Origin of the sequence: Pseudomonas sp. ATCC 43928 (assembly GCF_005938665.2) — a bacterium.
In the GTDB taxonomy this organism is placed as follows: domain Bacteria; phylum Pseudomonadota; class Gammaproteobacteria; order Pseudomonadales; family Pseudomonadaceae; genus Aquipseudomonas.
The window spans coordinates 4,810,597-4,833,050 of the sequence record NZ_CP041753.1 but is presented as its reverse complement, the minus strand read 5'-3'; the positions used below and the strand labels follow the sequence as shown (position 1 = coordinate 4,833,050).

Annotated in this window: 20 protein-coding genes and 4 tRNA genes; 17 read left to right on the top strand and 7 right to left on the bottom strand. The window is 59.5% G+C overall.

Annotated elements, in window-relative coordinates; translation table 11 throughout:
* Positions 1–469: 469 nt before the first annotated feature.
* Positions 470–793, top strand: coding sequence for a sel1 repeat family protein (locus tag FFH90_RS21970; RefSeq protein WP_082920890.1), 324 nt, complete (start codon positions 470–472; stop codon positions 791–793).
* A 175-nt stretch (positions 794–968) separates the two neighbouring features.
* On the top strand, positions 969–2,333 hold the full coding sequence (gene rmuC, locus FFH90_RS21965; RefSeq protein WP_167331171.1) for a DNA recombination protein RmuC: 1,365 nt from the start codon (positions 969–971) through the stop codon (positions 2,331–2,333).
* A gap of 203 nt (positions 2,334–2,536) precedes the next feature.
* Here the strand turns inward: rmuC and FFH90_RS21960 are convergent, their stop codons facing one another.
* Both FFH90_RS21960 and FFH90_RS21955 read right to left on the bottom strand, forming a co-directional pair.
* Positions 2,537–6,007, bottom strand: a complete 3,471-nt coding sequence (locus FFH90_RS21960) for a PAS domain-containing hybrid sensor histidine kinase/response regulator (RefSeq protein WP_138866086.1) — start codon at positions 6,005–6,007, stop codon at positions 2,537–2,539.
* 172 nt (positions 6,008–6,179) lie between these two features.
* Complete coding sequence (locus tag FFH90_RS21955) at positions 6,180–6,719, bottom strand: TetR/AcrR family transcriptional regulator (protein ID WP_086945823.1); 540 nt, start codon at positions 6,717–6,719, stop codon at positions 6,180–6,182.
* A gap of 91 nt (positions 6,720–6,810) precedes the next feature.
* On the opposite strand from FFH90_RS21955, the gene FFH90_RS21950 reads away from it, so the two are divergent.
* The 4 genes from FFH90_RS21950 (at position 6,811) to FFH90_RS21935 (ending at position 11,593) form a co-directional block, all read left to right on the top strand.
* Positions 6,811–8,004: an MFS transporter gene (locus FFH90_RS21950; RefSeq protein WP_138866085.1), complete on the top strand. Its 1,194-nt coding sequence runs from the start codon at positions 6,811–6,813 to the stop codon at positions 8,002–8,004.
* A 42-nt stretch (positions 8,005–8,046) separates the two neighbouring features.
* Positions 8,047–8,358: a cupin gene (locus FFH90_RS21945; RefSeq protein ID WP_007936125.1), complete on the top strand. Its 312-nt coding sequence runs from the start codon at positions 8,047–8,049 to the stop codon at positions 8,356–8,358.
* 106 nt (positions 8,359–8,464) lie between these two features.
* Positions 8,465–9,616, top strand: a complete 1,152-nt coding sequence (locus tag FFH90_RS21940; RefSeq protein WP_138866084.1) for a TDT family transporter — start codon at positions 8,465–8,467, stop codon at positions 9,614–9,616.
* Between the two features lie 102 nt (positions 9,617–9,718).
* Complete coding sequence (locus tag FFH90_RS21935; RefSeq protein ID WP_018925157.1) at positions 9,719–11,593, top strand: MFS transporter; 1,875 nt, start codon at positions 9,719–9,721, stop codon at positions 11,591–11,593.
* Positions 11,594–11,645: 52 nt separating this feature from the next.
* On the opposite strand, the gene sugE is transcribed toward FFH90_RS21935, so the two are convergent.
* The 3 genes from sugE to rdgC form a co-directional block, all read right to left on the bottom strand.
* The gene (gene sugE, locus FFH90_RS21930) at positions 11,646–11,960 is read right to left on the bottom strand and encodes a quaternary ammonium compound efflux SMR transporter SugE (RefSeq protein WP_018925158.1); all 315 of its coding nucleotides are present in this window, start codon (positions 11,958–11,960) and stop codon (positions 11,646–11,648) included.
* Between the two features lie 119 nt (positions 11,961–12,079).
* Complete coding sequence (locus FFH90_RS21925) at positions 12,080–13,045, bottom strand: bile acid:sodium symporter family protein (protein WP_018925159.1); 966 nt, start codon at positions 13,043–13,045, stop codon at positions 12,080–12,082.
* Between the two features lie 177 nt (positions 13,046–13,222).
* Positions 13,223–14,143, bottom strand: coding sequence for a recombination-associated protein RdgC (gene rdgC / locus FFH90_RS21920; protein ID WP_007936132.1), 921 nt, complete (start codon positions 14,141–14,143; stop codon positions 13,223–13,225).
* Between the two features lie 159 nt (positions 14,144–14,302).
* Here rdgC and FFH90_RS21915 point away from each other — a divergent pair.
* From FFH90_RS21915 to FFH90_RS21900, 4 genes are all read left to right on the top strand, one after another.
* Positions 14,303–14,378: transfer RNA gene (locus FFH90_RS21915), tRNA-Val, on the top strand.
* 19 nt (positions 14,379–14,397) lie between these two features.
* Positions 14,398–14,474, top strand: a tRNA-Asp gene (locus tag FFH90_RS21910).
* Between the two features lie 198 nt (positions 14,475–14,672).
* A tRNA-Val gene (locus FFH90_RS21905) sits at positions 14,673–14,748 on the top strand.
* A 19-nt stretch (positions 14,749–14,767) separates the two neighbouring features.
* Positions 14,768–14,844 (top strand) — tRNA-Asp (locus FFH90_RS21900).
* Positions 14,845–14,987: 143 nt separating this feature from the next.
* Here the strand turns inward: FFH90_RS21900 and FFH90_RS21895 are convergent.
* Positions 14,988–16,124: a catalase family protein gene (locus FFH90_RS21895; protein WP_138866083.1), complete on the bottom strand. Its 1,137-nt coding sequence runs from the start codon at positions 16,122–16,124 to the stop codon at positions 14,988–14,990.
* 3 nt (positions 16,125–16,127) lie between these two features.
* The gene (locus tag FFH90_RS21890; protein ID WP_018925161.1) at positions 16,128–17,960 is read right to left on the bottom strand and encodes a di-heme-cytochrome C peroxidase; all 1,833 of its coding nucleotides are present in this window, start codon (positions 17,958–17,960) and stop codon (positions 16,128–16,130) included.
* Positions 17,961–18,229: 269 nt separating this feature from the next.
* Between FFH90_RS21890 and FFH90_RS21885 the strand changes: the two genes are divergently transcribed.
* The 7 genes from FFH90_RS21885 (at position 18,230) to FFH90_RS21855 (ending at position 22,418) form a co-directional block, all read left to right on the top strand.
* Positions 18,230–18,943 carry an FKBP-type peptidyl-prolyl cis-trans isomerase gene (locus FFH90_RS21885; RefSeq protein ID WP_018925162.1) on the top strand — a complete coding sequence of 238 codons (714 nt, stop codon included), beginning with the start codon at positions 18,230–18,232 and terminating at the stop codon, positions 18,941–18,943.
* Between the two features lie 295 nt (positions 18,944–19,238).
* Positions 19,239–19,694 carry a YkvA family protein gene (locus FFH90_RS21880; RefSeq protein ID WP_028940036.1) on the top strand — a complete coding sequence of 152 codons (456 nt, stop codon included), beginning with the start codon at positions 19,239–19,241 and terminating at the stop codon, positions 19,692–19,694.
* A gap of 112 nt (positions 19,695–19,806) precedes the next feature.
* Positions 19,807–20,148: a helix-turn-helix domain-containing protein gene (locus FFH90_RS21875; protein WP_111454691.1), complete on the top strand. Its 342-nt coding sequence runs from the start codon at positions 19,807–19,809 to the stop codon at positions 20,146–20,148.
* Positions 20,145–20,516 carry a hypothetical protein gene (locus FFH90_RS21870; protein WP_007898892.1) on the top strand — a complete coding sequence of 124 codons (372 nt, stop codon included), beginning with the start codon at positions 20,145–20,147 and terminating at the stop codon, positions 20,514–20,516. Before FFH90_RS21875 ends, FFH90_RS21870 begins: the two co-directional genes overlap by 4 nt.
* The gene (locus tag FFH90_RS21865; RefSeq protein ID WP_138866082.1) at positions 20,517–20,924 is read left to right on the top strand and encodes a sel1 repeat family protein; all 408 of its coding nucleotides are present in this window, start codon (positions 20,517–20,519) and stop codon (positions 20,922–20,924) included.
* A gap of 79 nt (positions 20,925–21,003) precedes the next feature.
* Positions 21,004–21,216 carry a hypothetical protein gene (locus FFH90_RS21860; protein ID WP_064619300.1) on the top strand — a complete coding sequence of 71 codons (213 nt, stop codon included), beginning with the start codon at positions 21,004–21,006 and terminating at the stop codon, positions 21,214–21,216.
* Positions 21,217–21,500: 284 nt separating this feature from the next.
* Positions 21,501–22,418: a bifunctional oligoribonuclease/PAP phosphatase NrnA gene (locus tag FFH90_RS21855; protein WP_138866081.1), complete on the top strand. Its 918-nt coding sequence runs from the start codon at positions 21,501–21,503 to the stop codon at positions 22,416–22,418.
* Positions 22,419–22,454 lie beyond the last annotated feature (36 nt).

Sequence of the window (22,454 nt, the reverse complement as noted above, 5' to 3'; positions counted from 1 at the left end):
GACACGTGCCCCGCAATTGCCCAAAAAACGGCCGTTGATCCGAGAGGGCGATCGAGCCAGGATCAATCTGCGGCGCGGGTTGCCGGGTTTATCCCCAGGCGTCACCGTAAAAACGCGCCGAAAAAGCGCACCGATATAACCGCCTCGCAGGTACTTGTGCACATTAGTTGCGCGGACTGTCATCCCACTGTCATCCTCGCTTCACCGAGGGTGGGTGCCTGTAACGAAAATTTAAGTCAATGAAAAACATCGCTTTTTTTTACTGGTGAAAAAATCGTCAGTTTGACTGCGAGCCCCATTCCACACGGCTTTGCGCGACTTCAAGGGCGGTTGTCCACTGAGTTATCCACAGCTTCTGTGGATTGTCCCGAGCGCTTGCTCTAGGACGGGCGTGCAGGCTTTTCTCGACTTTACCTGTGCGAAAAAAAGAGTAGAGTGGCGCGCCTTCCGATCTGCCCCACAGTGCTTTATGAAGTTTCGCTCAGTACCAGTCTCTCCTGCCTCAGCACCCTCCAGCATTAACCCACCCAAGCGCTTTTCGATGCGTGTGGCCGAGTGGCTACTGGACAGCCCGCGCCTGGGCGAAAACCCCAACGTCAAACACTTCGCCGGACGTTTACTCAAGCAACCTGCCCGTGAAGGCGTAGTGGCCGCGCAAAGCCGCCTCGGCCAATTGATGTGCCGCGAATGCGGGAATGCCCGGGATCGCCGTATTGGCCAGGACCTGTTGCGCCAGGCTGCGCGCGCAGGGGACCGACGCGCCCAGCAGGAACTCGGCCTGATCGAAGACTGAGCTGTCCAAGACCTGACGCCTTGGTTAACCTTCACGCTTTATCTAATCGGCAGGAGTGGCTATGGCGATGGACTTGACCAGCGCATTGCTGGGGCTGGCGGGCGCTGCACTGCCGTTGCTGGTACTGGCCTGGCAACTTCAGCGTCGGGCGAGTACGGGGCTGGCCGAACTAGCATTGCTGGAAGAGCGCCTGGCCATGGCCCAGCTGACGCAGGATGGCTTGAACGCCCAGCTCGACACCTGCCGTGATGAGGTCGCTGACCTGAGCCAGGCCAACGCCGCCAAACAAGCCGATCTGGCCGCCCTGCGCCGTGAAGTCGAATTGCTGCAGATCGAACGCGACGATGCCCGCGACGCAGCCCACGCCTGGAACATCGAACGTGCCGGCAAAGAAGCTGAGTTGCGTCGCCTGGACGCTCATGCTGCTTCCCTCAACGCCGAGTTGCGTGAGCAGCAGGAAAGCCATCAGCAGCGCCTCAACGACCTGCAAGGCTCGCGAGACGAGCTGCGAGCGCAATTCGCCGAGCTGGCGGGCAAGATCTTCGACGAGCGCGAACAGCGTTTTGCCGAAACCAGTCAGCAGCGTCTGGGGCAATTGCTCGATCCGTTGAAGGAGCGCATCCAGTCGTTCGAAAAGCGCGTCGAGGAAAGTTATCAGGCCGAAGCCCGCGAGCGCTTTTCCCTGGCCAAGGAACTGGAGCGTCTGCAACAACTGAACCTGCGCCTGAGCGACGAAGCCACCAACCTCACCCGCGCCTTGAAAGGGCAGAAAACCCAAGGCAATTGGGGTGAACTGATTCTTGAACGGGTGCTTGAACACGCGGGGCTGGAGAAGGGGCGCGAGTACCAGACCCAGGTCAATCTGAAGGGGCCGGACGGTGAGCGATTCCAGCCGGACGTGATTATTTACCTGCCTGGCGACAAGCAGGTCGTGGTCGATTCCAAGGTCAGCCTCACGGCTTATCAGCAATATGTGGCCGCCGAAGACGACGGCATCGGCCAGATCGCCATCAAGCAGCACGTGCTGTCCCTGCGCAATCATGTCAAAGGCCTGGCCGGCAAGGACTACAAGCGGCTCGACGGGTTGCACAGCCTGGATTTCGTCCTGCTTTTCGTCCCGATCGAAGCGGCGTTTTCCGCGGCGTTACAGGCAGAGCCGACGTTGTTTCAGGAGGCCTTCGACCGCAACATCGTGATCGTCAGCCCGACCACGTTGCTGGCCACTTTGCGGGTCATCGACAGCCTGTGGAAGCAGGAGCGCCAGAGCCAGAACGCTCGGGAAATCGCCGAGCGCGCCGGGTGGCTGTACGACAAGTTCGTGTTGTTCATTCAGGATCTGGATGAGGTCGGCAATCGCTTGCAGCAGCTGGACAAGGCCTACAGCTCTGCCCGCAATAAGCTGACAGAAGGCCGTGGCAACCTGGTCAGTCGCAGCGAACAGCTCAAATTGCTTGGCGCGCGGGCCAGCAAGAGCTTGCCGGCGGACCTGCTGGAGCGGGCCATGACGGATGTCGATGGCTTGGCCGAGTTGCCCGAATAAGCCATCTTTTACGATGGCATCTGTGGCGAGGGGGCTTGCTGTGGCGAGGGAGCTTGCTGTGGCGAGGGAGCTTGCTCCCGTTGGGCTGCGCAGCAGCCCCCGTTTCCCGTAAAGCAATCCGCGTTGCGTGTTTTGCGACTGCTGCGCAGTCTAGCGGGAGCAAGCTCCCTCGCCACAGGTTCTGGGCTAGCCAGACGCATTTATTACAACGGCAAATGCCGACTCAACAACGCCCGCAACGCCGCCGGCTTCACCGGTTTGGCCAGGTAATCCAGGCCCGCTGCATGCACCTGGGCCACGGTCTCCGGCCGTCCATCGGCGCTGATCACCACCCCCGGCACCGGCTCGCCCAATTGCGTGCGCAACCACGCCATCAAGTCGGTTCCGGTCTCGCCATCGTCCAGGTGGTAATCCACCAGCGCCAACTGCGGGCGCATCCCGTCGTTGAGCAGCGTCGCGCATTCATCACGGTTGCGCGCGGTCCAGACCTGGCAACCCCAGCGCGTGAGCAGGCTGTTCATGCCGATCAGGATGCTGTCCTCGTTATCAATGCACAGCACCTGTGCGCCGCCGAGCAAATGGCCATTGAGTTCGGCAACCTTGGCCGGCACCGCGGCTTGTGCCCGAGCCAACGGCACGCTGACACTGAATACACTGCCGCGCCCCGGCCAGGAGCGTACGCGCAAAGTGTGACCGAGCACGCGGCACAGTCCATCGGCAATCGCCAGCCCCAGGCCCAGGCCTTTCTCGGCCCGGGTCTGGTGGCTGTCGAGGCGTTTGAACTCTTCGAAAATCACCTGTTGTTTGTCTTTCGGAATACCCGGTCCACGGTCCCAGACCTCCAGGCACAGCTCGCCGTTGCGCCGCCGAACGCCGAGCAGCACGGGGCCTCTGGCGTAGCGGAAGGCATTGGTCAGGAAGTTCTGCAAGATCCGTCGCAGCAGTTTGATGTCACTGTCGACCCGTAGCGTGCTGCCCCGGACGCGGAATTTCAGCCCCTGTTCCTGAGCCAGTGCCTTGAACTCGGCTCCCAGCGTGTCAAACAACTCATTGAGCACGAAGGGCCTGCGATCAGGGTTGATCTTGCCGCTTTCCAGACGGGAAATATCCAGCAGATCACTGATCAGGTCTTCGGCCGAACGCAGTGAGCTGTCCAGGTGATGAACCAGCTTCTGCGCTTCGCTGGACAAACCCTCTTCCTGATGGGAGAGGGCGGCGGAGAACAGCCGCGCGGCGTTCAGCGGTTGCATCAAGTCATGGCTGACGGCGGCCAGGAAACGCGTTTTCGACTGGTTGGCCGATTCGGCGGTGCCCTTGGCTTCGGTCAGGGCAAGGTTGAGTTGCGACAGTTCGTGGGTCCGTTCGGCGACCCGCCGCTCAAGGCCTTCATTGGCTTCGGTCAGCGCCTGCTCGGCTTCGCGGAACGCGGTAATGTCGGTGAAACTCATGACGAAACCGCCGCCGGGCATCGGGTTGCCGATCAGTTCGATCACTCGGCCGTTGGGGAACAGTCGCTCGGAGGTATGGGCGCGGCCCTGACGCATCCAGTGCAAGCGACGGGCGACATGCACTTCCGCTTCGCCGGGGCCACACAGGCCGCGTTCGGCGTTGTAGCGAATGATGTCGGCAATCGGTCGGCCGACGCTGATCAAACCGTCGGGGTAGTTGAACAGCTCCAGGTAGCGCCGGTTCCAGGCCACCAGTTTCAGCGACTGGTCGATCACGCTGATGCCCTGGGTGATGTTCTCGATGGCGCCTTGCAGCAGGGCGCGGTTGAATTGCAGCACTTCCGAGGTTTCGTCGGCGATCCGTACGACGTCCTCCAGTTGCATTTCCCGACCTTCGATGGCGGCTTTTACCACCGCCCGAGTCGAAGAGGCGCCGAGTACACCGGCCAGCAAGCGTTCGGTATGGGCGATCCATTCGCCGTCGGCGTTCTGGTTCGGGTTGAAGCCTTTGCCCTGGCGGTAGGCGAAACGGATGAAGCTCTGACGGGCCCGTTCTTCGCCGACAAACCGGGCAGCCAGTTGCAGCAAATCGTCGATCTGTACCGCCAGCATCGAGCGGGCGCTGGGGCGGGGGCTGATTTCCTGGCCGATGAAACGACCGGCCTGCCAGTGCTCCGAAACCCGTGTGCGTGACAGCACCGAGACCCAGGCGAACAAGGTGAAGTTACCCGCCAGGGACAACACCACGCCCTGAGTCAGCGGCGTGATCGGCAGGTTCAGCGGATTGCTTTGCAGCCAGGCCAGGCCCGGAAAACTGCTCAAGGGCAAGCCGAGGCTGTTGGCGGCAACCGGCAACACCAGGGTGTAGAACCAGAGGAATGTCCCGGTGGCCAGACCGGCAAACACGCCACGGCGGTTAGCCTGTTTCCAGTACAGCGCGCCGAGCATGGCCGGGGCCAGTTGGGTCACGGCGGCGAAGGCAATCTGGCCGATGGTCGCCAGGCTCGCGGTCGAGCCCAGCAGGCGATAGCTGACGTAGGCCAGCAGCAGAATGACCACAATGCTCACCCGGCGCACCGAAAGCATCCACTGGCGGAACACTTCGAATGGCCGTTCGGCGTTGTTGCGCCGCAGCAACCATGGCAGCAGCATGTCGTTGGAGAGCATGGTCGACAGCGCCACGCTGGCGACAATCACCATGCCGGTCGCCGCCGAAGCGCCGCCGATAAACGCCAGCATTGCCAGGGCAGGGTGAGATTGGGCCAGAGGCAGGCTGATAACAAATGAGTCCGGCAGCACCGAACTGGGTAGCAACATCTGACCGGCCAGTGCAATCGGCACCACAAACAGCGCGGCCAGCGCCAGATACGTCGGGAACACCCACTTGGCCAGGCGTAAATCCTGGGGGTCGATGTTTTCCACCACGGTCACGTGGAACTGCCGGGGCAGGCAGATGATCGCCATCATCGCCACACCGGTCTGCACCACCATGGACGGCCAGTTGATGGTTTCCTTCCAGTACTCTTCCAGGCGCGGGGCGAGCATGGCCTGGTCGAACAGGTCGTCGAAACCGTCGTACAGGCCGTAGGTCACGAACGCGCCGACCGCGAGAAAAGCGAACAGCTTGACCAGCGATTCAAAGGCAATCGCCAGCACCATGCCGCGGTGGTGTTCCGTGGCGTCGAGGTTGCGGGTACCGAAAACGATGGTGAACAGCGCCAGTACCAGGGAGACGATCAGCGCCGTGTCCTGCGCGCGCGTGCCCATGGCGTCGGCGCCGGCGCCGATCAACAGGTTTACACCCAGCACGATGCCCTTGAGTTGCAAGGCAATGTAGGGCAGCACGCCGACCAGGCAGATCAGCGCGACGACTACCGCCAGGGACTGGGATTTACCGTAACGGGCGGCGATGAAGTCGGCGATGGAGGTGATGTTCTCCTGCTTGCTGATCATCACCATTTTTTGCAGGACCCACGGCGCGCACACCAGCAGCAGGATCGGCCCGAGGTAGATCGGCAGGAAGGACCAGAGTTGTTCGGCTGCCTGGCCCACGGCGCCAAAGAACGTCCAGCTGGTGCAATAAACTGCCAGCGACAGGCTGTACACCCAGGCACGCACCCGTGGCGGCAGCGGCGTGCTGCGACGGTCGCCGTAAAAGGCGATGGCGAACAGGATGGCCATATAGGCCAGGGCGACAATGGCGATCAGCCCGGTGGACAGCGACATGGGAACTCCAGACAAAAGACATCCGGGACTGCGCCCGATCCAGACAGTCTCGCATGACCGCCTGAGTTAGTCAGTGTCGACCAAGGTCGTGGCGTGGCGGGGTGTCGCAGGTTGTGTATCCGTCAGATCCTGGTCGTCATTGCGGGAGCGAGGCTTGCCTGCGAAGGCGGCGTTACTGACTCAACGCAATATCGATCAGCCGATGCAACTCTTCAACCTCCAGCGCCTGCGCCGCAAACAGGATGCGAAACACCGTCGGTGCCACCACCATATTGATCAGCCGGTCGACACTTGGCCGCGATTGATCGGGATAGCGATCCAGAATCGTCTGCAACTGCCCGCCAATGATCGTCACGCAATAGCCCGGCGTGGCGCTGGATTGCACGTCGCGCATCATGTTGCGCCCGGGTTCGGAACTCATTTCATCCAGATACTGCTCGGCCCAAGCCCGCACGTCCCCGCGTAAGCTGCCGGTATTGGCCGGCTCACTGTCGGGGCGCATGCGGGCGAGGGCGACATCAGCGAGCAGTGCTGACAAATCCCCCCAGCGCCGATAAATGGTCGACGGCGTCACCCCGGCCCGGGCAGCAATCTGCGGCACAGTCACGCAGGCGCGGTCCTGCTCTTCGAGGAGCGCGCGGACAGCCGAATGAATCGACTCTTGAACCCTGGCACTTCTGCCACCAGGGCGTAAACCTTCTTTAATAGCCATGCGGCGGACCTTAACACAAAGAATTTGCTTTAAGCGCTGACCAGTAGCAGACTCCGCAAAAGCAAAAAATTAGCTTTTGCGGAGTGTGCTCATGTCTCTTCCAGCGACAAATCGTTCCAGCCTGTGGTTTCTGGCGATCACCTTACTCAGTTTTCTCGCCGCTTCCACCGCGCCGACCCCGTTGTATCACCTCTATCAGGAGCACCTGCAGTTCTCAGCCGCGACCCTGACCCTTATTTTCGGTGTCTACGCCCTCAGCTTGCTGGCGGCGCTGCTCACGGTCGGTTCGCTGTCGGATTATCTGGGGCGCAAACCGGTGATTTTTACCGCCGTGTTGCTGAATATGCTGGCGATGTTGCTGTTCATCAACGCCGACAGCGTCGCCTGGTTGATCGGTGCGCGAGTACTTCAGGGGTTTGCGACGGGAATGGCCACCGCCGTCTTGAGTGCGGCGTTGCTGGACACCGATCGCCAGCAAGGGCCGATGGTCAACAGTGTCGCGCCGTTGCTGGGCATGGCGCTGGGGGCCATGGGCTGCGGATTATTGGCCGAGTTTGCGCCCCTGCCGCTGCAATTGACCTATTGGGTGTTGTTCGCGCTGTTTGCGATGCAAGCGCTGTACGTCTGGCGTCTGCCGGAAAGCGTCAGTCGACAACCGGGTGCCTGGGCCTCGCTGCGCCCGACCCTGCATGTGCCGATTCAGGCGCGGCGAATGTTGTGGCGGGTGCTGCCGATTGACCTCGCGGTGTGGGCGCTTGGCGGCTTTTTCGCCTCCCTGGCGCCGTCTCTGGTGCGGACAGCCACCGGGTCGACGTCGAATCTGATTGGCGGTGCGACGGTGGCCGTGTTGACGGTGACCGGTGCCTCGATGATCTACACCTTGCGCAATCGGCCGGCCGACAAGGTCTTGCTGCTGGGCGCGAGCTTGCTGCCCGCAGGCGTTGCGCTGATTCTGCTGGCGGTCCACAGCGCCAGCCTGCCATTGTTTTTCTTCGGCACGCTGGTGGCGGGCAGCGGATTTGGCACGGGTTTCCTTGGCGCCTTGCGCAGCATCGTGCCGCTGGCCTTGCCTCATGAACGGGCCGGATTGATGTCGGCGTTTTATGTGCTCAGTTATCTGGCGTTCTGCTTGCCGTCGTTGCTGGCCGGTAATCTGACCCGCAGCTTTGGGCTGGTGGCGACCACTGACGGTTACGGCGCGGTACTGATCATCCTGTCGCTCGGTGCGCTGATCGGGTTGCTTCGTGAGCGGCCCGTCAAAGTCTGTGGCGTCGATGTCAGATGACCGTTAGCCTTGGCACCGCCATTCATTTCGACGGACCGACCCATGAAGATCATCCGCAGCAAATCCTTTACTGGTGACCGCGCCTGGGCGGCGCTGGACATCGCCAACATGAACGGTATCACCACCCGTTTGCACTGGACCGATCAGCCGTATAAATGGCACGTCAACGATGGCCAGGAAGTGTTCGTGGTGCTCGACGGTCAGGTGCAGATGCGTTATCGCGAAGCAGGCCTCGAAAAGGAAACCCTGCTGGAGGTCGGCGATATTTTCTATGCCTCGGTGGGCACCGAACATGTGGCTCATCCGCAGGGTGTGGCGAGGATATTGGTGATCGAGACTGAAGGCAGCGTCTGATGCTATATCTGCAAAACAGATAACAGTTAGAGATATTACCCGTTATATCGATATTCTATTCGGATCTATCATGAGCGCCTACCTCATTAGAGGACAGGAGTTCGCCATGACCTGCACCCGTAGCATTAAACCCGGTATCAAGCCGTTCAGTCATCTGCAGCACCCAAGAGAAGCCATCCGCCAATTCACCCCGAACTGGTTCGCGGCGACCATGGGCACTGGTGTATTGGCGCTTGCGCTTGCGCAACTGCCGGTGTCGACTCCCGGTCTGCATGCGTTGGCCGAAGGCTTGTGGCTATTAAATATTGGCCTGTTTGTGTTGTTCACGGCTATGTATGCCGCGCGTTGGGTCATGTTCTTCGACGAAGCGCGGCGGATTTTCGGCCACTCCACGGTTTCGATGTTTTTTGGCACCATTCCCATGGGCCTTGCGACCATCATCAATGGCGTTCTGTTGTTCGGCTTGCCGCGCTGGGGCGACGGTGTGATTCATGTCGCCGAAGTGCTGTGGTGGCTGGACGTGGCGATGTCGCTGGCCTGCGGCGTACTGATTCCCTACATGATGTTCACCCGTCAGGAGCACAGCATCGACCAGATGACCGCTGTCTGGCTGTTGCCGGTGGTGGCGGCGGAAGTGGCGGCTGCCAGTGGTGGCTTGCTGGCGCCGCACCTCGCCGATGCTCATTCGCAGTTAGTGGTGCTGGTGACCAGCTACGTGCTTTGGGCTTTTTCCCTGCCGGTGGCGTTCAGCATTCTGACCATCCTGTTGCTGCGCATGGCGTTGCATAAATTGCCCCACGAAAACATGGCCGCCTCGAGCTGGCTGGCGCTTGGGCCGATTGGCACGGGTGCGCTGGGCATGTTGCTGCTGGGCACCGACGCGGCGGCGATCTTTGCCGCCAACGGTCTGCCGGGGATCGGTGAAATAGCTGAGGGCCTTGGGCTGGTGGCCGGGATCACGCTGTGGGGCTTCGGGCTTTGGTGGATGCTGATGGCGCTGCTGATCACCGTGCGTTACTTGCGCGCCGGTATCCCGTTCAATCTCGGCTGGTGGGGTTTCACGTTCCCGCTGGGTGTCTATTCCCTGACTACGCTGAAACTGGCCAGCACCTTGAACCTGACGTTTTTCAGTGTCTTTGGTTGCGTGTTGGTGGCCATGCTGGCGGTGATGTGGCTGATTGTCGCCAAACGCACGGTGCAGGGCGCGTGGAAGGGCGAACTGTTTGTCTCACCGTGCATCGCAGGATTAAAGAAATAACCGGCAAAGATTAGGTAATGTGTGTGGCCTGGATCGACGTTCGACATTCCAATAACAGTATCCACGCCACCCTCTACCAAAAAAATCAGGGACACATGGAAGATGAGTCACCCCTCGCAGTTCACCTTGCTTCGCACTCGGCGCTTCCTGCCTTTTTTTGTCACGCAGTCCCTTGGGGCCTTTAACGACAACATCTTCAAGCAGTCGCTGATCCTCGCCATTCTTTACAAGCTGACCATCGAGGGTGACCGTTCGATCTGGGTCAACCTGTGTGCGCTGCTGTTTATCCTGCCGTTCTTCCTGTTCTCGGCGCTGGCCGGGCAGTTCGGGGAGAAGTTCGCCAAGGACGCGCTGATCCGTCTGATCAAACTCGGGGAAATCGTCATCATGACGGTGGGCGCGGTCGGTTTCATGTTCGATCACCTGTCGCTGATGCTGTTGGCGTTGTTTGCCATGGGCACCCACTCGGCGCTGTTCGGGCCGGTGAAGTACTCGATCCTGCCGCAGGCCTTGCGCGAAGAAGAGCTGGTGGGTGGCAACGGGTTGGTGGAAATGGGCACCTTCCTGGCAATTCTCGCCGGGACGATTGGCGCCGGCATCATGATGTCCGCCAGCAACTACGCGCCGGTGGTGTCCACGGCAATCATCGGCATTGCGGTGCTCGGTTATCTGGCCAGCCGCAACATTCCCCGAGCTGCGGCGGCATCGCCGCAAATGCGCCTGAACTGGAATATCTTCAGCCAGTCCTGGGCCACGTTGAAGCTGGGCCTGGGGCAAACCCCTGCGGTCTCGCGTTCGATCGTCGGCAACTCATGGTTCTGGTTTGTCGGGGCGATTTATCTGACGCAAATCCCGGCGTATGCCAAGGAATGGATGCACGGCGACGAGACCGTGGTGACGCTGATTCTTACCGTGTTCTCGGTCGGTATTGCACTGGGTTCGATGCTTTGCGAGAAACTCTCCGGGCGCAAAGTCGAGATCGGTCTGGTGCCGTTCGGCTCATTCGGCCTGACCGTATTTGGCCTGTTGCTGTGGTGGCATTCCGGTGGAATTCCGGACAGCGTTACCGGCCATGGCTGGATCGAAATCCTTGGCTTCGGTCACACCTGGCTGGTGTTGATCGACATCCTCGGGCTGGGAGTCTTCGGCGGTTTCTACATCGTGCCGCTGTATGCGCTGATCCAGTCCCGCACCGTCGAGAACGAACGGGCCCGAGTGATTGCCGCCAACAACATTCTCAACGCCCTGTTCATGGTGGTGTCGGCGATTGTGTCGATCGTCTTGCTGAGCATCGCCAAGCTGTCGATCCCGCAGCTGTTCCTGGTGGTGTCGCTGCTGAACATCGGCGTCAACGCCTACATCTTCAAAATCGTCCCGGAATTCAGCATGCGTTTCATGATCTGGCTGCTCGGCCATTCCATGTACCGCGTCGAGCATCGCAACCTCGAGCTGATTCCCGATGAGGGCCCTGCGCTGCTGGTTTGCAACCATGTGTCGTTCGTCGATGCGTTGCTGATTGGTGGAGCCGTGCGTCGGCCGATTCGCTTTGTGATGTATTACAAAATCTACAACCTGCCGGTGCTGAACTTCATCTTCCGCACGGCCGGGGCAATTCCGATTGCCGGGCGCCAGGAAGACATTCAAATCTACGAAAAAGCCTTCACCCGCATTGCCCAGTATCTGAAGGATGGCGAGCTGGTGTGTATTTTCCCTGAAGGCAAGTTGACCGCTGATGGCGAGATCAACGAGTTCAAGGGCGGGCTGACGCGGATTCTCGAAGAAACGCCGGTGCCGGTGATTCCGCTGGCGTTGCAAGGGTTGTGGGGGAGTTTCTTCAGCCGCGATCCGAACAAGGGCTTGTTCCGTCGGTTGTGGTCGCGGGTGACGTTGGTGGCGGGGCCGGCGGTGGCCGTTGAAGTGGCTGAGCCAGCGAAGTTGCAGGCGATGGTGGGGGATTTGCGTGGGGCCGTTAGATAGTTGGTGACTTTGCGGGCGTCATCGCGGGCTTGCCCGCGATGACGCCAGTGGCCTAAGCGCTGACCTTGAGCCCAACCAACCCGGTAATGATCAGTGCCACACTGGCCAGCCGAAACAGTGCCATGGATTCACCAAACAGAATGATCCCGGCGATCACCGTGCCCACCGCACCCACGCCGGTCCAGATCGCATAGGCCGTGCCCAGCGGCAATTCCTTCATGGCAAGGCCCAGCAGGCCAAGGCTGATGGCCATGGCGGCAACGGTCAATGCGGTGGGAAGAGGGCGGCTGAAGCCGTCGGTGTATTTCAGGCCAACGGCCCAGCCGACTTCGAACAGACCGGCGAAAAACAGAATGATCCAGGACATGGAAGACCTCCATCGATGGATGGGGTCGTCCCCGGATTAAGCACTCGATCGAGCCGCGAGGTCGTCCTCGCGTTGCGCAACAGAGTGCCCATCATTAACTCGAGGATCAAGTTTTCGGATCAGTCGGCCACCTGCTGAGCAGCGATTTTCCGATCCTCTTTCTCGCTCATGCGACGGAAATAGGTGGAGAGCAGCGCCCCCGAAATGTTGTGCCAGACGCTGAACAACGCGCTCGGCACCGCCGCCAGTGGCGAGAAGTGCGCACTGGCCAGTGCCGCACCCAGGCCGGAGTTCTGCATGCCGACTTCCAGTGCCAGGGATTTGCGTTGGGCCAGCGGCAGGTTGAACAGGCGCCCGGTGAAGTAACCCAGCAAGTAGCCGAAACTGTTGTGCAGCATCACCACGGCCATGATCAGCAGACCGGATTCGGCAATCTTCGCCTGGCTGGCAGCCACCACGGCCGTGACGATGATCACGATGCTCACCACCGACACCAGCGGCAACACTTCTACCGCGTGACGAACCCGATCACCGAGTACGCGTTGGGCAACCACGCCAAGTACGATCGGCAACAGCACGACTTGCAGGATCGACCAGAACAGCTCCATGAACGACACCGGCAACCAGGCCGAGGCCAGCAGCCAGATCAGCGCCGGTGTCAGCAATGGCGCGAGGAGGGTGGTGACGGCGGCGATGGCCACCGACAACGCCAGGTCGCCGCGAGCCAGCCAGGTCATCACGTTCGACGAGGTGCCGCTCGGGCAACAGCCGACCAGAATCACCCCGACGGCGATCTCTGGCGGCAGGTGGAATACCTGGCAGAGCAACCACGCCATACCGGGCATGATCACGAAATGGGCAACCACGCCCAGGGCCACGCGCCACGGATGGCGAGCGACTTCGGCGAAGTCTTCGAGCTTGAGGGTCAGGCCCATGCCGAACATCACCAGCCCCAGCAGCGGCACGATTGCGCCTTTCAAGCCGATGAACCAGGCCGGCTGCAGAAACGCCACGATGGCGAAAATCAGTACCCAGTAAGCGAAGGTGTTGCCGACAAAACGACTCAATGCAGCGAGTGCGCGCATGGCCTGATCCTTGTTATGTGTTTAAAAGCGGGTAGGGCTTGGAACTTGGGTTGCCTGCAAAAAGATCGCAGCCTTCGGCAGCTCCTACATTTGAAATGCGATCCTCTGTAGGAGCTGCTGAAGGCTGCGATCTTTTCTTACCAGGCGCCGCCGATCAAGGCCGGCGCCCTAAGGCAATCAGATACCCTGTGGGGTCTCTTCACCACCCAACGCTTCAACCAGTGCTGGCAGGAAGTCGCCGAAGGTCAGCATCATCAGGGTGAAGCTGGCGTCCAGTTGACCCAGTGCTTCGTCGCCACCGTCCTGCTCCGCCTGATCTTGCAGCAGGTCTTCGAACTTCAGGCGCTTGACCACCATTTTGTCGTCAAGCACGAACGACAGTTTGTCCTGCCAGGCCAGCGACAGTTGAGTGACCACTTTACCGGTGCTCAGGTGCAGCTGGATTTCTTCGCTGGTCAGGTCCTGACGCTTGCAGCGCACGATGCCGCCGTCTTCGTGGGTGTCGCGCAGTTCGCACTCATCCAGAACGAAGAAGTCATCCGCAGCTTTCTGAGTGGTAACCCACTCGGTCATGGTCGCGGTCGGGGACATCTTCACCGTCAGCGGACGTACCGGCAGCGAGCCGATCACTTCACGCAGGGTGGACAGCAGGTCTTCGGCGCGTTTCGGGCTGGCCGAGTTCACCAGGATCAGGCCTTGTTTCGGCGCGATGGCGGCGAAGGTCGACGAGCGACGGATAAAGGCGCGGGGCAGGAAGGCCTGGATGATTTCATCCTTGATCTGATCGCGTTCCTTTTTATAGACCTTGCGCATTTGTTCGGCTTCGATCTCTTCGACCTTTTCCTTCACTGCGTCACGCACGACGCTGCCCGGCAGAATGCGTTCTTCTTTACGGGCGGCGATCAGCAGGAAGTCTCCGCTGACGTGTACCAGCGGTGCATCTTCGCCTTTGCCGAAGGGCGCGACGAAACCGTAGGTGGTCAACTCCTGGCTTGCACATGGACGCGCCAGTTTGGTGGCCAGTGCAGTTTCCAACGCCTCGGCATCAAAAGGCAGATCTTGGGTCAGGCGATAGATAAGCAGGTTTTTGAACCACATGGGGTGAGTCTCTCCTTTATACAAAGGGGGGCATTATTGTCTTCGCCGGGTCATAGGCCAACCCTTCTCTAAGCCTTTGGAAGGCCTGAGAAAATTATTTAAAAAAGTGCTTGCCAGAGGTTGGGTCGCTCCGTAGAATGCGCGCCACACCGAAGCGAAGGGTGATTAGCTCAGCTGGGAGAGCGTCTGCCTTACAAGCAGAATGTCGGCGGTTCGATCCCGTCATCACCCACCATTCGTTTCAAGTGTTTAGCGCAGCGGTAGTTCAGTCGGTTAGAATACCGGCCTGTCACGCCGGGGGTCGCGGGTTCGAGTCCCGTCCGCTGCGCCATATTCGGTAACCTGGACCACTGAACGCCAGGTCACCACGGAAAAACCCGCTGAGGCGGGTTTTTTTCTGTCTCAAGTTTGTACCTTGTTCCATCGGGTTGTGTCGTTTCACCGGTTTTCGGATTTTTTTGAAAAAAACTTCAATTAAATCAACACTTTACGAAAACTTGTGGCATAATGCGTCCCGTAACGAAGCGAAGGGTGATTAGCTCAGCTGGGAGAGCGTCTGCCTTACAAGCAGAATGTCGGCGGTTCGATCCCGTCATCACCCACCATTCGTTTCAAGCGTTTCGCGCAGCGGTAGTTCAGTCGGTTAGAATACCGGCCTGTCACGCCGGGGGTCGCGGGTTCGAGTCCCGTCCGCTGCGCCATATTCGGTATCTGGAACACTGAACGCCAGATCACCACAGAAAGCCCGCTTAATGCGGGCTTTTTGCTGTCTGGGATTTGGCTTTTTGCCGGATTCACTGAAGAAAGCGACCTGTTCAGGTCGCTTTTTTCGTTTCTGCCTTACTTATTGTTCGCCGTTGCGGCTGTGTCGATAGTCGCTGATGGCCTCGTACACCGCTTTGCGCAACCGGTTGATCCCACCAATCGGCCGATGGGCTTCAAGGCCGAACCATGGATTGAACGACAGGTTGTCGCATTGCAGGTTCAGCGCCGGGGTGTCGAAATCCTGGGCAGGCAGCTTGATCCTGGCCACGGTTTCGAAGGGCGCGTCTCGTTCACGCCACTCGATGCTGGTGTCTTCGATCGGCATGTATTGGCCCGGATCCTGACGCTGGATCTGCAAAACGAAACAGGCCGGCACCCGATCAGTCGACAGCTGCTGGTTCAGCGCACTGCGCAGGAAGTTCGGCAGGTTTTGATTTTGCGTGGGCAGCGTGTAGGTCGGGCAGCTCTCCGGATCCGGGATTACCCGGAATTTGACGTTGGCCTCACCAAACTTGTACGGCGAAACCGAAAAGTAGGTGGTCTGGGTCGGGCTTGCCGGGGCAGGGGAGAGTGTCGCCAGCGCAATAAACAGATGACGAACCTGCCAGGTGCGCGGATCCCAAGCCGGGAAGAACGCCATTATCTTTTTGCCGTCAGCCTGAGCGGCCACATTCTGACGATACTCGGCGACATCACTGACAAAGAAGTTCGGATGGTTGAACATCACGAAATCCTGTTCGCTGCGCCCTTGTCGATCATTCAGCAACTGTTTACCCGGCACATCGAACAACTTGATCGCCATGCCCCGGGCATCGCGGATGCTGTCGAACTGCGGATAGGCATTGCCGTTGGACAGCCGCATCGTCGCTTGCCAGGTTTTGCCGGGTTCGCTGAACACGCCTTGGCGCAACGCCGTCGCCAGATCCGGCAGCACCTGAACCTCGGCCTTCACGCAACCATGGGCCTTGGCGTGAGCATCGCGCAGATAGCGAGTACTTTCGCGGTGTTGATCGACGATCCGCACCGCTGTCTGGATGATGTCCCGGGTCATCGCCGCTTCGCCGTCCGGAATCAGTTCTTCAGCCGATACCGGGCCGCGATGTTGCCAGGCGAGCCATGCCATGGTCAGCGCCCAGCCGAGGACCCCCAAACCCAACATCCACAGCAGGGTTTTACCAAGGAAGGCACCCAGACGTAGCCAGAGCGTGATCAGCATGGGTCAATCCTTTTGACTGATGAGGTGGTCTGGCAATTGCGACTCCAGCGGGCCGCCCAACACTTTCAGGTATTCCAGCAGCGCCCAGCGCTCCTGCGGTTGCAGCAGGCGACCGATCACGCCATTACCGCGCTCGCCGTCGCGGAATTCGTGGCCGCTGTTGTGATTGCCGGTAATACGCGTGTCGAACACAAAACCGTTGGTGAAGGCTTCGGTGCGATAGCCCAGGTGTTTGGGATCGTATTCGAAGGTGCCCTTATAGAACGTTGTTGCGCGTTCATCCTGGGGCGAGAGCAGTTGATAAATGCTCGGCACCGAACCGTTGTGCAAAAACGGCGGCGTGGCCCATACGCCCGCCAGCGGCCGGGCCTTATAGCTGCGTAATTCCTGGACGCCGATAGGCAAGCCGAAACCGTCCAGGTTTGGCCGCTCCGCCGGTGTCACATTGGCAGCGCGATAGGCCTGGTTCCCCACAAAAGCAGTGACGTAGGCCAGCCCCTTGGCCACTGACAACTGGCTCAAATCCAAGGGCTCCGTGGGTTTTGGATGCAATTGCACGTCCAGTTGCGCAAGCTCTGCCGGATCCCACTGCAGGGCTGTCAGATCGAAGCGATGGTCGGCAATATTGTTGGCGGCGCCGGGGTCTGTGCCAATCACCTCCACGGGCAGTAAGTTCAGGTGGTGCACCGGTCTGCCGTCGCTTTGGGTGACGCGGGGGACGTGGCACCCGGCGCAGTTTTCAGCGAATAGTGCGCGGCCTTTTGCGGCCAACGGTTTGTCGATGGAGCCCAGCAAGGCTTCCGGCCAGACGGGCGGCTTGAGTCGTTGCAGGGTTTGTTCGATCCGGTGCAGATCGCGCACCCGGACGCTGGACGGGTAGCGATCGTCGCCCTTGAGGGGCTGCCCGCTGGCGTCGAAAAAATTCAGCGTGGCGCCGACACCCAGGGCCTCGCCGATGTTACGGGCCATCGGTTGCTGCGCCGAACCGTTCCACTGCACCCAGTCGAAGGTCCACATGTCCCACAGTTGCGGGTAGTCCACCGGCGCGTTGGCCACGCGGTAGTTGGCCGGCGAAATGGCGTCGCCGAAGCTGGCGTTGGCAATGCGCCCGAAGGCGTCGGTACGGCCGGGGCCTTCTTCGGTGGGGTAGAGCCCGCGATGGGTATCGTTCCAGGCCACTTTCAAGAAGGTATCGAGTGAGCTTTTGAAGTCCTGGCGTAGCTGTTGATGCCGGGCGTCATAGTCCTGGCCCAGGACATTGCGCGCGAAACGTTCGAATTTCCACGGGTTGTAGTAAGTCGAGGCGAGGCTGGCCACCAGTGCCTGGCCGAAACTGCCGCCGCGCAGGGTCGGGACGCTGGATGGCAACACATGCTGGGCCGAGCCACCGTCGATGCGCACGGCCTGGCCGTTGAAACGCAATTCGCCGGTGTGGCAGGCGGAACAGGTGATGTCCAGAAACTCTTCCTGGCTGCCCGGATTCTGATGACGGGCGAAACCGACGGGCAGGTTGCCAGGGTTGTCTGGCGTGGCTTTCTGGCTCGGATCGATCAGAAAACCAAAGCGTGCGAGGTATTCGGGAGCGGCGAATCGTTTTTGCGAGAAGGGCAGTTCGAGGGCGTTGAACCAGTCATAGCGCAAGCCTTTGACTTGGGTGCCTTGAGGCGTGAAGTAGTAGGCTTGGCGGTCTGCGGCGCTCCATTGCTCCAGGTAATGCACCTGTTGCGCCGGTGACCAGGCCGGTAATTTCGGGTTGGCGACGTAGTACAGCACCACGGCGAGGCCCAGCCCCAGTAGTACTGCGATCAGAATCAGCAAGCGGATTATGAGGCGCACGATAAACATCCTTGTCAATTTGTAGCTCTCTTATGCCTCAGCTGATGAAGTGCGGCAAGAGGCCATTACGCCAAGGGCTGTGGGAACCGGCATCGGGGGCTGTGAGAGCCAGATGACAGAAGCTTCATCGTTCTAATCCCGAAATGCGTTTAAACACCTGAACTTATCGGAAGTTTCCTGCTCTCATGCCGGTAGCCATTGGTCGTGGCCGCCTGATAAGCTCGCGGCTTTACTCGATTGCCCTTTAGGCGCATGAACAAGGAAATAGCATGAAACAGCATCGGTTGGCGGCGGCGGTGGCCCTGGTTGGCCTGGTACTTGCGGGTTGTGATTCGCAGACCAGCGTAGAGCTGAAAACCCCGGCGCAAAAAGCTTCCTACGGCATTGGCCTGAACATGGGCAAAAGTCTGGCTCAGGAAGGCATGGATGATCTGGACTCCAAAGCCGTAGCCCAAGGCATCGAAGATGCCGTCGGCAAGAAAGAACAGAAACTGAAGGATGAGGAACTGGTTGAAGCCTTCGCGGCGCTGCAGAAGCGTGCCGAAGAGCGTTTGGCCAAGATGAGCGAAGAGTCGGCAGCCGCCGGCAAGAAATTCCTCGAAGAGAATGGCAAGAAAGCCGGTGTCGTCACCACGGCTTCCGGCCTGCAATACGAAGTGGTCAAGAAGGCCGATGGCGCACAGCCTAAGCCGACCGACGTAGTGACTGTTCACTACACCGGTAAACTGACCAACGGCACCGTTTTCGACAGCTCCGTCGAGCGCGGCAGCCCGATCGATCTGCCGGTCAGCGGTGTGATTCCGGGTTGGGTCGAAGGCCTGCAACTGATGCACGTTGGCGAGAAGTACAAACTGTACATCCCTAGCGACCTGGCTTACGGCGCCCAAAGCCCTAGCCCGGCGATTCCAGCCAACTCGGTGCTGGTATTCGACCTGGAGCTGCTGGGCATCAAGGATCCAGCCAAACAAGACGACGCCAAGTAATCCGCGTCTGCTCGAAAAAACAACGCCTCGCTTATGCGGGGCGTTGTTGCATCTGGGGTTTGGTGAAGGTAAACAAAGCGAACGGATGCGGTACGCTGCAGTCATAGCCAGTGAGAGTGCCCGAGCTAGACGTACCGGTGCGCCAAGTCAATGAAATCTTGGGTTTTTTTATGTGAGTAAAAAACGCCCGATCTGAGCAAGACCCTTGTGAAACGGGGCCTCCAGCGGTGAAATGCAGCTCTGTTCACAAGGTTATCCACAATTTGTGTGGATAACATTTCAGTGGGAGGAAAAGATGAAAATGCCCTGGAATTTCGCCCGCTTCCTGCCAATGGCCGGGCGCCTGCTCGCCCGTGGTCGTTTGCCAACCCTGCTGTTCGCGGTTGCCAGCAAAGGTGCGAGCCAAGGTAATCGTCTGGGCAAACTTAAGGACGATCTGCGCTTGTTGCAGGCACTCTGCCTGGCCTACTGGCGTGGCGAGTACCGGGCCATCAGCCCGAAAGCGATGGTTTCGGTAGTGGCCGGCCTGATGTATTTCCTGAGCCCGGTGGATGCGATCCCGGATTTCATCCCAGTGTTCGGCATGCTCGACGACATTGCCGTCCTGGCCTGGCTGATGAAAGTCCTCGATGACGAACTCAACGCCTTCCGCGCTTGGCGCAAGCGTCAGGCGCCGGAAAAACTCGCAGTGGTTGAACGCCTGCCCGATACCCCGGAACAGCTGCAACTTCAGGGCCCGAAAAAAAACTGAACCGATTCAGGATCATCCATATTCATACCCCCCGCGACCTTGGCCGCTGTTAGGATTACACTTCTAAGGAAAAGTGCCGACTCGCTACGTGTCGTTGTCCTACGGGGTAGTCATGGATATTCAGATAATTACACGCGAAGGCGAACCAGAATATGCGGTTCTGCCATGGGCTCAGTATCAGGCTCTACTGAAAGCAGCAGGCATCAACGAACAACCACCGCGCGAAGCCACAGTGCGTCCCGCGGCCACATCAGACCAGACTCTTCCGGGTCTGGATCAACTACGCAGTTTGCGCGAAGGGAAGGGCATCGCCATTGAGGCGCTTGCCCGCACGGTAGGCATCAGCCCGTCATATCTCACCTTGATCGAAAGCGGTGAGCGTCAACCTGACGCTGCTATTCGCCGCAGCCTCGCCTGGGAATTGACGGTGCCGGGATGGAGGGATGAATCGTGAGCGTACGCATCAGTCGTCAACATTGGGATGGATTGCTGGGGGAACTGGATCAGGCGCGCCGTCAGCGCCATCTTCTGACTTATCGGGCATTGCTGGAGCGATTGCAGCTACCCACGCCCGCCATGCAAACCCTGACCGCCGCCCTTGAGCACCTGGCCGCGCTGGACGCCAGGGCCGAGCAGCCACTGCGCAGCTCGCTGGTGATCAGCCAGGGCGCCAGTCGTTTGCCGCGCACCGGCTTCTTCGAATGTGTCGAGCGCCTCGGGCGCTTCTCCGGACCGTCCGATGGCGTGGCTGCCGCGTCCTGGCATGCCTCGGAAGTGGTGCGGGTGTTCGAATACGAGTACCCCGAGTCGGCAGAAGCCTGAGTGTTCCTACGACTCAAGGCGCGGGTCGGTTACTGGCTGGCCCGCCGGTTGTTCCACTGGTCGTGGTTTGTGCGCCAACCGCGCGGCTGGCGCTGGCTCGAGGGCCAGTTCGCGCGCATGGCGAACCTGGGCGATGTCGGCGCCCAGAGCTTCTACGGCCACATCCTGACCTTTCGCGGTGTCGGTCTTGGGGCTCGCGAGGAAGGCGTACGACTACTGCGCCTGGCCGCGTTGGCGGGGGATGGCAAGGCGGCGTATCAGGTGGGCATGATCTGCCTCGCGGGGACGCCGAGCAAGGCGCCGGATCCGGTGGAAGCGGCGCGGTTTTGGCGTATTGCCTTGAAGGCCGGGCATCCGTTGGCTGAGATTAAGTTGAAAGAGGTAGAGGGCGGCGATGCTGAGCAGTGATTCGATGTTCTTCGATTGCACAAGGGCTGCTTTCGGCTAGAACGCTCAAGAAAACCGACAAGGAGCCACGGGATCAGAAATGGATTTCATCTTTGATATCTTAATCAACCTGTTGGCTCATAGGATTGGCGTTTACGTGCTTGGCTTGCTGAGTGGCGGCCGTTTCAAGGGAGAAAGCGGTTTTGCCTGGGGCTGGGCAGTCGCCGTCGGCGGCTTGGTGCTGTTCGCTCCTTTCGTGGCTTTCATAGCGTTGCTCATCCATACCAGTGGTTCATACACCATTGCGCGCTGACATCCGCATGACTTCAAAATACCTCCATTCCGTCATGTTTTCGCAATGAAAGCATACGAGTCTTGTCGGCAGAAAATAGGGCATAAACAGAATGTTTCGGCACGCTAATGCGCTGTTTTAATTATGGAAAATGGATTTTAAGGACAGCCGATGTCGATGTTTTGTCAGAGCAGCCAGCAATGCTGTAAGCGATATCTTTGCTTCAGGCGGGAGTCCGCTTATTGCTCGATCATGGCGTTCGACCCGGAACTGGTTTCGGCAGCTCACGCTGTGGCCCACGTGTCATGAGGGTGGTGACCTCAGGCTCGGCGTATCTGGACATCGACGCGTATGCCTGTTGCATTGCGTACGCCGAGCTGTTGAATCACCAAGGCATTGATGCTCGGGCCGTCAGTAGCGCCCCGCTCAATGCCAGCATCTCCAGGACCGTGCTTGGATGGCAATCATCTCTGGACGATTATCTGCCGAGAGCGGGTGATGAGTTCGTGTTGGTGGATGTCTCCGACTACCACCATTTCGACCCGATAGTGGTTCTTGAACAGGTGGTGGAAGTCATTGACCATCACCCAGGCTTTGAAAACTATTGGGCGCAGAAGCTCGGACCTGCGGCAGACATCCTGCCGATCGGCGCAGCGGCAACGCTGATTTTTCAGCGTTGGGAAGCGGCAGGGCTGTTGCCGCTGATCAGCGAAAAAAGTGCTGCGTTGCTGGCCACGGCAATTCTGGACAATACCCTGAATTTCACAGGGCAGTTGACCACCCAATCGGATATCCGGGCTTATGAAGTCCTCGCACGGCGGGCGAAACTGGAAGCGGACTGGCCCGAGCGGTATTTCTCCGAGTGCCAAGCCACTATCGAGTCAGACCTGATTGGCGCGTTGGCGGTTGATATGAAGCGGCTGAAAGCCGATAGCAACCTGCCGCAGGTTTTCGCGCAGATGGCGGTGTGGGATGCCAGTGCGCTGATCCGAACGCATCGTTCAACGATCGGTCACTGGCTGGCGGCGCAGGGTGGAGACTGGCTGTTGAACGTCATCAGCATCCGCGAGTGCAAAAGCTACTTTCTGGCTGAGCCCTTGGTCAGCCAACAAAAGTTGAGCCATTTGCTGTCGATCGAATGGCAGGCCGGAATGGCTGTGCTTGAGCGCTCGCTGCTACGTAAGGAGTTGTTGAAGTTGGGGTTGGCCGCATCTCCGTTGTAAGTAAACCGGCTCTGGTTTTGTAGCCGCATCGAAGGG

What these genes read in the sequence shown, in the direction of transcription:
- rdgC (WP_007936132.1), bottom strand. Translation starts at nt 14,143, where the DNA reads ATGTGGTTCAAAAACCTGCTTATCTATCGCCTGACCCAAGATCTGCCT.
- FFH90_RS21895 (WP_138866083.1), bottom strand. Translation starts at nt 16,124, where the DNA reads ATGCTGATCACGCTCTGGCTACGTCTGGGTGCCTTCCTTGGTAAAACC.
- FFH90_RS21945 (WP_007936125.1), top strand. Translation starts at nt 8,047, where the DNA reads ATGAAGATCATCCGCAGCAAATCCTTTACTGGTGACCGCGCCTGGGCG.
- sugE (WP_018925158.1), bottom strand. Translation starts at nt 11,960, where the DNA reads ATGTCCTGGATCATTCTGTTTTTCGCCGGTCTGTTCGAAGTCGGCTGG.
- FFH90_RS21925 (WP_018925159.1), bottom strand. Translation starts at nt 13,045, where the DNA reads ATGCGCGCACTCGCTGCATTGAGTCGTTTTGTCGGCAACACCTTCGCT.
- FFH90_RS21855 (WP_138866081.1), top strand. Translation starts at nt 21,501, where the DNA reads ATGAGGGTGGTGACCTCAGGCTCGGCGTATCTGGACATCGACGCGTAT.
- FFH90_RS21885 (WP_018925162.1), top strand. Translation starts at nt 18,230, where the DNA reads ATGAAACAGCATCGGTTGGCGGCGGCGGTGGCCCTGGTTGGCCTGGTA.
- FFH90_RS21950 (WP_138866085.1), top strand. Translation starts at nt 6,811, where the DNA reads ATGTCTCTTCCAGCGACAAATCGTTCCAGCCTGTGGTTTCTGGCGATC.
- FFH90_RS21970 (WP_082920890.1), top strand. Translation starts at nt 470, where the DNA reads ATGAAGTTTCGCTCAGTACCAGTCTCTCCTGCCTCAGCACCCTCCAGC.
- FFH90_RS21880 (WP_028940036.1), top strand. Translation starts at nt 19,239, where the DNA reads ATGAAAATGCCCTGGAATTTCGCCCGCTTCCTGCCAATGGCCGGGCGC.
- FFH90_RS21935 (WP_018925157.1), top strand. Translation starts at nt 9,719, where the DNA reads ATGAGTCACCCCTCGCAGTTCACCTTGCTTCGCACTCGGCGCTTCCTG.
- FFH90_RS21940 (WP_138866084.1), top strand. Translation starts at nt 8,465, where the DNA reads ATGACCTGCACCCGTAGCATTAAACCCGGTATCAAGCCGTTCAGTCAT.
- FFH90_RS21960 (WP_138866086.1), bottom strand. Translation starts at nt 6,007, where the DNA reads ATGTCGCTGTCCACCGGGCTGATCGCCATTGTCGCCCTGGCCTATATG.
- FFH90_RS21955 (WP_086945823.1), bottom strand. Translation starts at nt 6,719, where the DNA reads ATGGCTATTAAAGAAGGTTTACGCCCTGGTGGCAGAAGTGCCAGGGTT.
- FFH90_RS21875 (WP_111454691.1), top strand. Translation starts at nt 19,807, where the DNA reads ATGGATATTCAGATAATTACACGCGAAGGCGAACCAGAATATGCGGTT.
- FFH90_RS21860 (WP_064619300.1), top strand. Translation starts at nt 21,004, where the DNA reads ATGGATTTCATCTTTGATATCTTAATCAACCTGTTGGCTCATAGGATT.